Annotated in this window: 11 protein-coding genes; 3 read left to right on the top strand and 8 right to left on the bottom strand. The window is 65.8% G+C overall.

Features of this window, described 5'->3' with window-relative positions; genetic code table 11:
• Positions 1-8: 8 nt before the first annotated feature.
• Both DDT93_RS12095 and DDT93_RS12100 read right to left on the bottom strand, forming a co-directional pair.
• Positions 9-1,349, bottom strand: a complete 1,341-nt coding sequence (locus DDT93_RS12095) for a TolC family protein (RefSeq protein ID WP_198654832.1) — start codon at positions 1,347-1,349, stop codon at positions 9-11.
• Between the two features lie 338 nt (positions 1,350-1,687).
• The gene (locus tag DDT93_RS12100; protein ID WP_109466104.1) at positions 1,688-2,449 is read right to left on the bottom strand and encodes an SDR family NAD(P)-dependent oxidoreductase; all 762 of its coding nucleotides are present in this window, start codon (positions 2,447-2,449) and stop codon (positions 1,688-1,690) included.
• A 226-nt stretch (positions 2,450-2,675) separates the two neighbouring features.
• On the opposite strand from DDT93_RS12100, the gene tsaA reads away from it, so the two are divergent.
• Positions 2,676-3,128 carry a tRNA (N6-threonylcarbamoyladenosine(37)-N6)-methyltransferase TrmO gene (gene tsaA, locus DDT93_RS12105; protein WP_109466105.1) on the top strand — a complete coding sequence of 151 codons (453 nt, stop codon included), beginning with the start codon at positions 2,676-2,678 and terminating at the stop codon, positions 3,126-3,128.
• 9 nt (positions 3,129-3,137) lie between these two features.
• On the opposite strand, the gene DDT93_RS12110 is transcribed toward tsaA, so the two are convergent.
• The 6 genes from DDT93_RS12110 to DDT93_RS12135 form a co-directional block, all read right to left on the bottom strand.
• On the bottom strand, positions 3,138-3,698 hold the full coding sequence (locus DDT93_RS12110) for an RcnB family protein (RefSeq protein ID WP_109466106.1): 561 nt from the start codon (positions 3,696-3,698) through the stop codon (positions 3,138-3,140).
• Positions 3,699-3,822: 124 nt separating this feature from the next.
• On the bottom strand, positions 3,823-4,371 hold the full coding sequence (locus tag DDT93_RS12115) for an HD domain-containing protein (protein ID WP_109466107.1): 549 nt from the start codon (positions 4,369-4,371) through the stop codon (positions 3,823-3,825).
• A gap of 174 nt (positions 4,372-4,545) precedes the next feature.
• Entirely contained in the window at positions 4,546-5,427 is an 882-nt protein-coding gene (yghU, locus tag DDT93_RS12120; RefSeq protein WP_109466108.1) for a glutathione-dependent disulfide-bond oxidoreductase, read from the bottom strand.
• A 161-nt stretch (positions 5,428-5,588) separates the two neighbouring features.
• Entirely contained in the window at positions 5,589-6,842 is a 1,254-nt protein-coding gene (locus DDT93_RS12125; protein WP_109466109.1) for a urate hydroxylase PuuD, read from the bottom strand.
• A 133-nt stretch (positions 6,843-6,975) separates the two neighbouring features.
• Positions 6,976-7,875 (bottom strand): CobW family GTP-binding protein, encoded by a 900-nt coding sequence (locus DDT93_RS12130; protein ID WP_109466110.1) that lies wholly within the window; start codon positions 7,873-7,875, stop codon positions 6,976-6,978.
• The gene (locus DDT93_RS12135; protein ID WP_109466111.1) at positions 7,872-9,515 is read right to left on the bottom strand and encodes an amidohydrolase; all 1,644 of its coding nucleotides are present in this window, start codon (positions 9,513-9,515) and stop codon (positions 7,872-7,874) included. Before DDT93_RS12135 ends, DDT93_RS12130 begins: the two co-directional genes overlap by 4 nt.
• A 108-nt stretch (positions 9,516-9,623) precedes the next feature.
• Between DDT93_RS12135 and DDT93_RS12140 the strand changes: the two genes are divergently transcribed.
• Both DDT93_RS12140 and DDT93_RS12145 read left to right on the top strand, forming a co-directional pair.
• Positions 9,624-10,595 (top strand): LysR family transcriptional regulator, encoded by a 972-nt coding sequence (locus DDT93_RS12140; RefSeq protein ID WP_109466112.1) that lies wholly within the window; start codon positions 9,624-9,626, stop codon positions 10,593-10,595.
• Positions 10,596-10,680: 85 nt separating this feature from the next.
• Entirely contained in the window at positions 10,681-12,240 is a 1,560-nt protein-coding gene (locus DDT93_RS12145; RefSeq protein ID WP_109466113.1) for an ABC transporter substrate-binding protein, read from the top strand.
• Positions 12,241-12,307 lie beyond the last annotated feature (67 nt).

The following is a 12,307-nucleotide window of genomic DNA, read 5'->3' on the forward strand; positions in this document are numbered from 1 at the left end:
CCATCGGGCTACCGCAGCGGCGGTATCTGCGTGTTGAAGACTGCCGTGGGCTTGACCAGCGCGCGCTGTTCAAGATCGGCCACCAGCGCCTCGCCGCGCGGGTCCACCCCGAAATGCGCCGCGAGCCTGCTCTGCGCGGCCAGCATGCGATAGCCGCTGAAGGCGAGGCTCGCCTGCGCGCTGATCTGGGCGAACTCTGCCGAGAAGCGCGAGCGCTCTGCATCCAGCAGGTCGATCAGGGTACGGGTGCCCGCCTCGAACTCGGAATCGTACTGGTCGACCAACTGGTCGATGGTGTCGAGCTGCGAGGTGGTGATGCGCACCGTCTCGGCGTTGGAGAGATAGCTGTTCCACGTGCGCTCGGCCATCTCGCGCAGTTCCCGGATGGCCATGTGCCGTTCGGACAGCGCCTTGCTGTTGCGTTCGATCAGCGCGCGCTCGCGCGCCACGCGCCCGCCCTGGCTGATGATCCAGTCCATGCGAAGGCCGATGTAGGCATCCTTCTGCGATCCGCTGGCCCCGCCGATGTCCTCGCCGATGCTCATGCCGTAGTTGAACGAGACGCGCGGTTTCTGGTCCGCCATGCCGATGCGTTTCTGATAGGCGGTGCGGTTCACCTCGGTCGTGGCCGCCTGGATACGGAAGCTGTTGCGCTGCGCGGTGTCGATCAGTGCAGCGAGCGAGCGGGGCAGCGGGCTGGCGGAGGGCACCGCGAGCGGGCCGTTGCGCTTGTGGCCCACGATGCGCTCGTACCGGGCCTCGGCATCGCGCCCGGCCTGTCGCACCTCGACCAGCGCGATCTCGGCCGCGCGGATGCGATCCATCGCCTGCAACTGGTCGCTGACCGGCAGCCGCCCGCCCTCGACAAGGTCGCTGACGCGCTGACCGAGGACGCGGTGCGCCTCGAGATTGCGCGAGGCCGAGGCCTGCAACAGCAGGTGGCGGTAAACGTCGATGTAGACTTCGGTGGCGTTCAGGGCGAGCGTTTCGGAGGCGTCCAGCAGGCGCAGGATGCTGCCGTCCGCCCGCGCCGCGTTGGCGTAGACCGCGTTGGCACGCCGGTAGCCGTCGAACAGCACGAATTCCGCCTCGACCCCGAGCTGGCGCCGGAACTTGGTGTTGTCGTTGTCGCTGACGGAAAGCGAACTGGGGTCGTCCACCCGTTCGGCCCCGGCATCGCCGTAGAGGCGCACGGTCGGAAGGAAGTCGCGTTCGAGCTCGAGCATCTCGTAAACGCTCGCGGTCGCCTCGGCACGGGCCGATGCGAGGTCAGGATAGGTGGCCAGTGCGTTGCGTACCGCCTCTCTCAGGCTTTCGGACGCCACCGGCCCAGTGGCAACGGCCCACAAGGCCCCTGCCCATAAAAATGACTTGGCAGAAAACATGTTACCCCCGGTCGGGCCGCCGGGCTGACTTGTCCCCAGTCATCTTACCTTGGCGGTCCCGGACTCAGGCTACATCAGGGTCCCCTTACGTCAAAGTTAAATCTCGAAGTCGGAATGTGTGGTTGCGGGACAGCTGTCTGAAACGGGTTTTGCGCGAGGCGATGAGGGAAAACTCACGCAATGCACGTAAGAACTCATAGCCACTTCTCCACATGGTTGCGCTCGCAGGCGAAACGAAAACACCCGATTCCCTGCCGGGAACCGGGTGTCGAAGCCGTGATACAGCCGTGCCGTGGGGCGCGTTACTTGGGCGCCATGCGGATCGCGCCGTCGAGGCGGATGGTCTCGCCGTTCAGCATCGGGTTGCGCACGATGGACTCGACCATCATCGCGTATTCCTCGGGATGGCCGAGGCGGTTCGGGAAGGGCACCTGCGCGCCGAGCGAGTCCTGCGCTTCCTGCGGCAGCGACTGCATCAGCGGGGTCAGGAACAGGCCCGGCGCGATGGTCATGACGCGGATGCCGTAGCGGGCGAATTCACGCGCGATGGGCAGCGTCATGCCCACGATCCCGCCCTTGGAGGCCGCATAGGCGGCCTGGCCGATCTGGCCGTCGAAGGCAGCGACCGAGGCGGTGTTGATCACCACGCCGCGCTCTTCGCCCAGCGGTTCGGCGGTGTGCAGGGCAGCGGCCCATTTCGACAGCACGTTGAACGAGCCGAAGAGGTTCACGTTCACGATCGAGGTGAACCCCTGCAGCGGGATCGCCGAACCGTCGCGGTTGATGACCTTGGCCGGGGGCCCGATACCAGCGCAGTTCACGAGGATGCGGGCCTTGCCGTGCAGCCCCTCTGCCTTGGCGATGGCTTCCTCGACCTCGCTCTCGTCAGTGACGTTCACCTTGAAGAAGGCGCCGCCGAGTTCCTTGGCCTTGGCCTCGCCGGCCTCTGCGTTGAGGTCGAAAATCGCGACTTTCGCGCCGGCGCGGGCCAGCATTTCCGCCGTCGCGCCACCAAGCCCCGAGGCGCCGCCGGTTACGATCGCGGACTGTGCTTCGATCTGCATTCGGATGTCTCCCTAGTCTGTTTCCTCCGCGAACCGGACCAGCTGTCCGGTTCGAATGCGCCTGCCCGGCCCTGCCGGGAGGCGCCCCGCGAACAGCAGTAACTATTCGGATGGCAACGGACAATTGCCGAATGACCGTGACGTTCCGTCGGGGCAGGATGTCGCGGGGGCTTGCCGGTGCGGCGCGGCGGGGGCACCCTGCGGCCAGACAGGGGAGCATGGCGGCATGAGCGAAGTGCGAGACGGAGAGGTCCGGATCGATCTGACCGAGGCGGCAGATGCCGCGCTGCGGTTCATCGGGGTGATCCACACGCCGTGGAGCGACCGCAAGGAGTGCCCCCGGCAGGGCCGGATCGACGGGCCGGAATGCCGGGTGGAAATCTTCGACCCCTGGGTCCCTGCCCTCGCGGGGCTGGAGGCCTTCGCCTCCATCGAGTTGTTCTACTGGCTCGACCGGTCGCGCCGCGACCTCGTGGTGCAGGTGCCGCGCCATTCGGGCCAGCCGAGCGGAACCTTCGCCCTGCGCTCGCCCGTCCGGCCCAACCCGATCGGACTGTCACGGGTCAAGCTGGAACGGATCGAGGGGAACGTGCTGGTGGTGCGCGGGCTCGACTGCCTCGACGGGACGCCGCTGGTCGATATCAAGCCCGACCGCTGCGACTTCTCGGCGAAGGACTAGGTTCGCCCCTCAGCGCAGCAGATCGGACACGATGCCGAGCGCTTCCATCACGGTGCCGGTGTCGCGCAGAACGCGGTAGACCCCGTTGTCGTACTGCACATAGCTCTGCCCGTAGGGCGGTGGCGGCAGGCGCCAGCGGTTGTAGTCGTCGATCACCACGTAGCGGCCCGGGATCACGTCGCCATAGCGGAAGAAACGCCGGTCGTCGTAGGGGCGGGCATAGCTCCACTGGTTCACGCCGGGCTGCACATAGGTCCAGCCGTTGTTGACCGGGGGCGTATAGCGCCAGTAGCCGGGCTGCACGAACCGCCAGTCATCGCCCTGACGATAGCTGTAGCGGTCGCGGTCATAATAGCGGTCATGGTCATGATCGTGCCACTGGGGCTGCATCTTCTTGTACTGGCCCGGAGGCATTCCGAGGGGCTTCTTGGCCAGTCCGGGCGGCACGAAACTGCGGCTGTTGCCGTGGCCCTGGCCTTTCCAGTGCTTGTTGGAGTCTGCGAGGCTTGGCCCCGCGACAATCGCGAGTGCGACGGAAAGGGCCACCACAAAGGAAAATCGCCTGGACATGATAAACTCGCTCGTTGCTCGGAGAACTGGCTACGCCATCTTAACACTTTCCGCACGAGGAAGGTTCCCCCGGGGCACGCCATCGGCAGGGAAGCGCCGGGGGCTCTCGCCCGGAGCCCGAAGGCTAGAGGGCGTAGAGCCCGCCGCGCGCCTCGCCGGGTTCGGCATGGGTCCGGTAGAGGTCGAGCGCGACCTCGAACTCGTCCCGCGCGTCGCGCTCGACGGACGGCAGTGCATGGACCACCTGCCGCGCCCAGTCGACATAGGCGGCCTTGCGGCTGGCGCACCAATCGGGCGGACAAAGCGTGATGGAGCGCACGTTGGAGGTCTTGTCGGCGATCTTGATCAGGGCCGCGCGGTGCGAGCGCGAGGGCGCGCCGAGGAGCTGGTGACGCTTGCGCGCCGCCTTGGGCAGGCTCATGTCATCGGTCAGTTCGCGGACGATGGCGGCGACCTGCGGCCCGAAGCGGCGTTCGATCTCGTCGAAGGTCACCCCGGCGTCCTCGACGGTGTCGTGCAGCCATGCGGCGGCGACCGCGATTTCGTCGCCGTGGTGGCGGACCACGAAATCGGCCACTTCCTCGAGGTGCACGGCATAGGGAAGCCGCTGCGCCCCGCGCCGGTACTGACCGTCGTGGGCATTGCGGGCAAAACGTTCCGCCTGTCGGATCATGTCAGCCTCCCAACTGCATATCCCGCCGGTCCGGCATGACCGGCTATGTCAGGAACCGCGCTCCTCCTCTGGCGGTTCCCGGCCGGGGCACCGCTCCGGACGCCCCGACCCTGATCCGGGGCCCCTTGGGGCCGCCAGGGTCCCGGGGCAAGCCCGGGACGTGGGCTCAGCCTGTCAGCTTTCGCCCGCCGGTTCCAGCTTGTCCTGCGTCCGGGTCTCGAAATCGCCGGCATCGTGACGTTCGCGCAGCTGGGTCGACGGATCACCGAAGGCCCGGTTGACCATGCGGCCGCGCTTCACCGCCGGGCGCGCGTCGATCTCCCTGGCCCACTTCTGGACGTACTTGTAGCTCTCGACGTCGAGGAACTCGCCCGCCTCGTAGAGCCGGCCCAGCGCCAGTTGCCCGTACCAGGCCCAGATCGCCATGTCGGCGATGGTGTACTCGTCGCCCGACACGTAGGGCGTTTCGGCAAGGCGCCGGTCCAGCACGTCGAGCTGGCGCTTGGTCTCCATCGCGAAGCGATCGATCGGGTACTGCCATTTCTCGGGCGCATAGGCGTAGAAGTGGCCGAAGCCGCCACCGAGGTAGGGCGCGCTGCCCATCTGCCAGAACAGCCAGGACAGCATCTCGGGCCGCTTGGCCGGATCGGAGGGCAGGAAGGCCCCGAACTTCTCGGCGAGGTAGAGCAGGATGGCGCCGGATTCGAAGACGCGGGTCGGCGTCGCGGTCGAATGGTCCATCAGCGCCGGGATCTTCGAGTTCGGATTGACCGAGACGAAGCCGCTGGAGAACTGGTCGCCTTCCGAGATGTTGACCAGCCAGGCGTCGTACTCGGCCTCCTTGATCCCCTTGGCCAGCAGTTCCTCGAGCAGGACAGTCACCTTGACCCCGTTCGGGGTCGCCAGCGAATAGAGCTGCAGCGGGTGCTTGCCTACCGGCAGGTCCTTGTCGTGGGTCGGGCCCGCGATGGGACGGTTGATGCTGGCGAAACGACCGCCGCTTTCCTTCTCCCATTTCCAGACTTTCGGGGGCGTGTAGGGGGTGGCGTCGGTCATGACAGGTCTCTTTCGTTTGGGATTGGTACGGCGCGGCGCATCCTGCCGGGCCGGAGAGGGACTGCCTGCAAGCTATGCGCCGGGGCGCATCAGTCAAGATCCGAGGGATGGGTAAGCGTGCGCGACCGGCCGCCGTGGCGGCACCTAAGCGCGGGGCGGGCCTAGCGGCTTGCCAGCGAAAAGCTCAACTGGCCCGACGCCCGGCGGTACCAGTCGGCCAGCAGTTCGCGTTCTTCGGGCGAGATGAAAGAGACATTGGCGGGCGGCATCGCCGTGGTCACGCCGGCCTGGATGTAGATCATCCGCGCGGCGGCGGCGATGTCCTTGTCGGTCTCGAGGTAGAGGTGCTTGGGTGCCCAGTGGATGCCCTCGTAGAAGGGTTCGCGCGCGTGGCACATCGAGCAGCGGCCAAGGACCACGTCGCGCACCTGGTCGAAACTCTCATCGCTGGCAAAGACCTGCTGCGTCGGCGTCAGGGCGGCCTCTTCGTCGGCCTCGGGCGTGCCGTACCCGAGGTTCGAGAGCCAGATGATCAGGATGAAGAGCACGGCGGTAACGGCCCATGTCCAGTAGGGCGGCGTGCGGCGCGCGTGCATGGTGTTGAAGAAATGCCGGATCGTCACCCCCATCAGGAAGACCAGCGCGGCGATGATCCAGTTGTACTGGGTCGCGAAGGCCAGCGGGTAGTGGTTCGACAGCATCAGGAAGATGACCGGCAGCGTCAGGTAGTTGTTGTGGGTCGAGCGCAGCTTGGCGATCTTGCCGTACTTCGGGTCGGGCTTGCGGCCCGCCTTGAGGTCGGCCACCACGATGCGCTGGTTCGGCATGATGATGAAGAAGACGTTCGCCGTCATGATCGTCGCCGTGAAGGCGCCGAGGTGCAGCATCATCGCGCGGCCGGTGAAGATGTGGTTGTAGCCCCAGCCCATGATCACCAGCAGCACGAAGAGCAGCACCATCAGCAGTGTGGGCCGTTCGCCGAGACCCGATTTGCAGAGGTAGTCGTAGACCAGCCAGCCGATGGTGAGCGAGCCCGCCGAGATCAGGATGCCCTGCCAGAGGGCAAGGTCGGCCTTTTCCGGGTCGATCAGGAACAACTCGCCCCCGACCCAGTAGACGATCATGAGCATGGCCGCGCCGGAGAGCCATGTCGAATAGCTCTCCCATTTGAACCAGGTCAGGTGCTCGGGCATCATCTCGGGTGCCACAAGGTATTTCTGGATGTGGTAGAAACCGCCGCCGTGGACCTGCCATTCCTCGCCATGCGCGCCCACCGGCAGGTGCGGCGCCTTTTGCAGGCCGAGGTCGAGGGCGATGAAGTAGAAAGACGAGCCGATCCAGGCGATCGCCGTGATCACGTGCAGCCAGCGGACTGCAAAGGCGATCCAGTCCCAGGTAATGGCAAGGTCCAGCATTCCGGTCTCCGCTGTTTCGGGTTCTGTCTACCCTATCGCGGTCACCGGTTGTGCATCTATCGGCAAAAAGTCCCGATCAGTTTCAAAAATTGCCAAAGAATTGCGCGCATTCGATGGCGCGGCAGGGGGAAATCTAGGCGCTATCGGCCAGCGCCACGAGCGCGCTGCCGTCGAAGCCCTCGCGCAGGCCGATGCATACAAGGCCCGGGCGCGCGTCATCCGGGCCCGGCGTCACCTCCCAGCGGTTCCCGGCGACGTGGATCAGGCGGACGCCGCCCTGCCGGTCGCGCAAGTAGCCCTTGGCGCGCACCACGCCGTAGGGGCCCTCGGCGATCCGCGCGGCCAGCGCCTCGCAGTCGACCGGGGCGGCAGGGCGCAGGACGATGCTGTCGAAAAGCTTGTCCGCGTGTCCCCCGGCGGACGAGGCCAGTGGTTCGGCCCCGAGCCCGAGCACGGCCTCGATGGCGACCGCGCCCCGGATCGACGGGATCCGCGCGGCCTGTGGCGCGGTGTCGGCCAGCCAGAGGTCGAGCGCTTCGAGCTCGGTCTCGCCCAGCAGGTCGCTCTTGTTCATCAGCACGATGTTCGCATCCCGCAACTGCCGCAGGATGGTGTCGCCGATATAGGGGTCCACCGCCGCGCGGCGCAGTTGCGGCGCATCGGCAAGGACCACGGTGCCGTCGGGGCGAAAGCCGTCGATCAGGGAAACGGTCAGCAGGATCGCGCCCGGGATCGCCACGCCGGAGGATTCGATCACCACGTGGTCCGGGCGCGGGTCCATCTGTGCCATCTGGATCAGCGCGGCGGTCAGGTCGCTGCCGAAGGAACAGCAGACACAGCCCCCGGCGATGGAGATCAGGTTGTCGCCTTCGGCCTCGATCAGGTCCTCATCGATCGGCAGCTCGCCGAACTCGTTGACCAGCACGGCCAGCCGCCGCCCGCCCGCGTTGCGCAGCAGGTGGTTGACCATCGTGGTCTTGCCGGCGCCGAGGTAGCCCCCGATCACCGTGACCGGGAGCGGTTCACCCGTCACAGGTCGGCTGCGGCGAAGACGCGGCCGCCCTGCACGGTGCCCCAGACGGGGATGTCCTTCAGCGCTTCGGGCTCCACCTCGGTCGGGTCCTGTTCCAGCACCGCGAAGTCGGCGCGCTTGCCGGTCTCGATGGAGCCGACCTCGCCGTCCATGTGCAGGGTATAGGCCGCGCCAAGGGTCACGGCCCACAGCGCCTCGGCAACGGTGATACGCTCTTCCTCGCCCTGCACCCGGCCCGAGGCGGTGCGCCGGGTCACGGCGCCCCATGCGGTGAACAGCGGCCCCAGCGGGGTCACCGGCGCATCGGAGTGGATCGCCATCGGGACCCCGGTGTCGAGCGCGGTGCGGCAGGCGTTCATGCGGGTGGCGCGGTCGGGCCCGACCGTCAGCTTGTAGTGCTCGTCGCCCCAGTAGAAGTGGTGGTTGGCGAAGAGGTTCACGCACATGCCAAGTTCCTTCATGCGGCGGAACTGGGCGGCGTCGGCCAGTTGGCAGTGCTGCAGCGTGAAGCGGTGATCGCGGCGCGGATGCTTGAGCAGCGCGGGCCCGAGGGTGTCGATGGCCAGTTCCGTCGCCTGGTCGCCGTTGGTGTGGGTATGAACCTGCACCCCGGCCTCGAGCGCGAGGTGGTAGATCTCCGAAAGCTGCTCGGGCGCGACGTACCACAGCCCGTTCTCGGCGCCGTTGTGATAGCCGGGCCAGCGCAGCCGCGCCGAAAAGCCCTGGATCGAGCCATCAGCCACCACCTTGATGCGGCCAAGGCTCAGGCGTTCGGTGGACATGCCCTTGAGCCGGACCACCTCGGCGACGAGGTCCTTGGGAGCGAGACCGAGGAAGAAGCGCAGCGGGACGACGCAGGCCGGGTAGGTCTTTTCCCCGGTGACGCGCAGCATCATCGAGACACTGTCATCGGTCAGCCGCGCGGCGAGGTCGGTGATCGTGGTGACGCCGGTGCGCACGCAGAGCTTGCCGAAGTCGCGCAGGCCCTGTTCGTCGCAGTCAGTCAGCGCGCGTTCATAGCCGACATGGGGCCCGACCGGTGTCATCACCTCGGGGCCCTTGAGCTCGCCGGTGGGATAGCCATCGGGGCCAAGCGGGATGCCGGGGTGGTTCAGCCCGGTCTTCATCAACCCGGCCAGTTCCAGCGCCTTGGTGTTCACGTTCAGGATATGGCCCGAGGCATGCATGATGCCGATCGGCCGGGTCGAGGACACCGAGTCGAGCTGCTGCCGGGTGACGCGGACGTTGTTCAGGTAGATCGGGTCCAGCTGCCAGCCGGGCAGCGGCGCCTCCGGGTCGGTGATCTGCGCCTCGGCCTCCTTCAGGCGCTCCAGCACCGCCTCGATGGTCTTGACGCCGGACCAGACCTTGCCGTCGGGGTCCATGCGGTCGAAGTAGCCGAGGTAGACGTTGCGCCAGAGGGTGCCTTCCATCGTATGCGCGTGCCCTTCGACCATGCCGGGCATCAGGATCTTGTCCTTGAAGCGGTCATCCAGCGTGTAATCGCCCCAGGTTTCCAGCTCTTCCAGCGTGCCAGCGCCCAGGATTCGGCCATCGCGCACGGCAACATGGGTCGCAACCGGCCGCGAGGGGTTCATGGTGATGATTTTCTGGGCGGAATAGATCGTCGTGGCCGGCATATCGGGCACCCCTTTCTTGCGACTTCGTACAAAAGCGTAGGAGGCTTTATTTCTTTGGGAAAATAGATTTATCTGCCTATTAACCCCGGTTTTTTGTGGGAATTGCTCATGTCGATGAATTTCACGCTGAAGCAGTTGCGCTATGTCGAGGCGGCTGGCCGCCTTGGTTCCATCGCCAAGGCCGCCGAGGAACTGGCCATTTCCCAGTCCTCGGTGACCGCCGCGATCGACGCGCTGGAACATGCATTGGAATACGATATCTTCGTGCGCACCCCCGCGCGCGGGATCAAGGCGACCCCTTCCGGACAGGAGGCGCTGCGCCTGATCCGGGGCTTCATCCACCAGTCGCGCCACTTCGGGGCGGAACTGCAATCGCTGGGTCAGGACGCCACCGGCCTCGTGCGGATCGCCTGCTACGGCACGGCGGCCCCGGCGTTTCTGCCGCCGATCCTCAAGAGTGTGACCGAGCGTTTCCCGAACATCTCGATGCAGGTGCTGGAGGGCGACATGGCCGGGATCATCGAATTTCTCGACCAGGGGCGCGCCGATCTGGTCTTTACCTATCAGGTCAGCCTGAACGCCGGTCATGACTTCGAGACGCTGTTCCACGCGCCGCCCTATGCGCTGATCTCGACCGATGATCCGCTGTCGAGGGAACCGGCGGTGACCTATGCCGACCTAGCCGAACGACCGATGGTCATGCTCGACCTGCCGGGCACCAAGGAATACTTCCTTGGCCTGTTCGAGAGCCGCGGACTGACCGCCAATGTCTCGCATTCCACCCGCTCGGCCGAGATCGCCCGGGCGCTGGTGGCGGGGGGCTTCGGCTTTACCATGCTGAACATCCTGCCGCCGGATTACCGCCGGAACGACACGCGGTTCCGCGCCATGCCGATCCGGGATGAGACCCAAACGCAGGTATTCGGAATCGCGACACTGGCCAACACGCGGCAGCCGAAAACCGTGCGGTCTTTCATCGAAAGCTGCCTCGAACTGCGGGACGCCGGAGCGTTCGACGATCTGATCGTCGGGCTCGACCGCGCCAAATCCACTAGAAAAAGTGGTAATAGAGCCCATTAAATCTGTTTTTTGCGGGATAACTTGCTGGTCTAGGCTTGCTTCAAAAAACCCCAACAAACCAACAGAGGAGTGTCACGTGACACATATGTTCAAACGTCTTCTTGCCGCAACGGCAACCGTCGCGCTGGTGGCGACGGGCGCCGCCGCGGAGGAGCCGACCAAGGGCGGCACGCTGGTCGTCGCCGTCGGGTCCAACATCCGCACCATGAACTCCGCCGTGCAGTCGGGCATCGCCACCGGCTTCCCGGGCGCGCAGATCTTCGCCTCGCCGCTGCGCTACGACGAGGACTGGACGCCGCAGCCCTACCTCGCCGAAAGCTGGGAGACCAGTGCCGACGGCCTGCACGTGACGCTGCACCTGGTCCACAACGCCAAGTTCCATGACGGCGTGCCGATCACCTCCAAGGACGTCGCCTTTTCGGTGAAGATGATCAAGGAGAACCACCCCTTCAAGGCGATGTTCGCGCCGGTCGAGTCGGTGGACACGCCCGACGACTATACCGCCGTGCTGAACCTCAGCCAGCCGCACCCGGCGCTGATGCTAGCGATGTCGGGACAGCTGATGTCGATCATCCCCGAGCACATCTACGGCGACGGGCAGGACATCAAGACCCACCCGCGCAACATCGAGAACGTGGTGGGTTCGGGCCCCTTCAAGCTGACCGAGTTCAAGAACGGCGAGTATTTCGTGCTGGAGAAGTTCGATGACTTCTTCATCGACGGCCGTCCCTACCTCGACAAGATCGTCGCGCGCATCATCACCGATCCGGCAGCCCGCGCGATCGCCTACGAGAACGGCGAGGTCCAGATGGGCTCGTTCGAGACCATCCCGCGCATCGTCAACCGGCTTAAGAAGGTCGATGGGCTGACCGTGACCGACAAGGGCTTTGGCGCCATCGGCCCGATCGACTGGCTGGCCATCAACACCGCCAAGGGCCCGCTGCAGGACGTGAAGGTGCGCAAGGCCATCGCCTATGCGGTGGACAAGCAGTTCATCCTCAAGGCGCTGATGCTGGGCACCGCGACCGACGCGCACACCGGCATCCACCCCGACAGCCCGTTCTACGAGCCGGATGTCGAAACCTATGACCTCGACCTCGACAAGGCCAATGCTCTGCTCGACGAAGCGGGCTTTCCGATGCAGGGCGACAAACGCTTCGACCTGACCATCGACTACGGCTGGGCCGAGGCCAAGCCGCAGGTGGAATACGTCAAGGCCGCGCTCAAGAAGGTGGGTATCGAGGTCACCGTGCGCGCCAGCGCCGACTTCCCGACATGGGCCAAGCGCATGGGCGAAGGCGACTTCGACCTGAGCTGGGACGCCGTCTACAACTGGGGCGACCCGGTGATCGGCGTGCACCGGACCTACCTCAGCTCGAACATCGGCAAGGGCGTCTGGTCGAACACCCAGAACTACTCGAACGCGCGTGTGGACGAGCTGCTGGAGATGGCTGGCAAGGAAACCGACCCGGAGAAGCGCAAGGCGCTCTACTCGGAGTTCCAGAAGATCGTCGCCGACGAAGTGCCGATCTACTTCATCAACGCCCTGCCCTATCACCTCGTCTACTCGAACAAGGTCGGCAACCCGCCGATGGGCATCTGGTCGACCTCGTCGCCGATGGACATGACCTACCTCAAGGAATGATCCCGGTCTGACCTTCCTCCGCGGCGGTCCCCGCCGCGGAGTCTCCTTCCCCGCCAGCCCCGTCAGG

The sequence above is a fragment of the Albibacillus kandeliae genome, from assembly GCF_003116585.1.
GTDB lineage: Bacteria > Pseudomonadota > Alphaproteobacteria > Rhodobacterales > Rhodobacteraceae > Albibacillus > Albibacillus kandeliae.

What these genes read in the sequence shown, in the direction of transcription:
- DDT93_RS12100 (WP_109466104.1), bottom strand. Translation starts at nt 2,449, where the DNA reads ATGCAGATCGAAGCACAGTCCGCGATCGTAACCGGCGGCGCCTCGGGG.
- tsaA (WP_109466105.1), top strand. Translation starts at nt 2,676, where the DNA reads ATGAGCGAAGTGCGAGACGGAGAGGTCCGGATCGATCTGACCGAGGCG.
- DDT93_RS12110 (WP_109466106.1), bottom strand. Translation starts at nt 3,698, where the DNA reads ATGTCCAGGCGATTTTCCTTTGTGGTGGCCCTTTCCGTCGCACTCGCG.
- DDT93_RS12115 (WP_109466107.1), bottom strand. Translation starts at nt 4,371, where the DNA reads ATGATCCGACAGGCGGAACGTTTTGCCCGCAATGCCCACGACGGTCAG.
- yghU (WP_109466108.1), bottom strand. Translation starts at nt 5,427, where the DNA reads ATGACCGACGCCACCCCCTACACGCCCCCGAAAGTCTGGAAATGGGAG.
- DDT93_RS12125 (WP_109466109.1), bottom strand. Translation starts at nt 6,842, where the DNA reads ATGCTGGACCTTGCCATTACCTGGGACTGGATCGCCTTTGCAGTCCGC.
- DDT93_RS12135 (WP_109466111.1), bottom strand. Translation starts at nt 9,515, where the DNA reads ATGCCGGCCACGACGATCTATTCCGCCCAGAAAATCATCACCATGAAC.
- DDT93_RS12140 (WP_109466112.1), top strand. Translation starts at nt 9,624, where the DNA reads ATGTCGATGAATTTCACGCTGAAGCAGTTGCGCTATGTCGAGGCGGCT.
- DDT93_RS12145 (WP_109466113.1), top strand. Translation starts at nt 10,681, where the DNA reads ATGTTCAAACGTCTTCTTGCCGCAACGGCAACCGTCGCGCTGGTGGCG.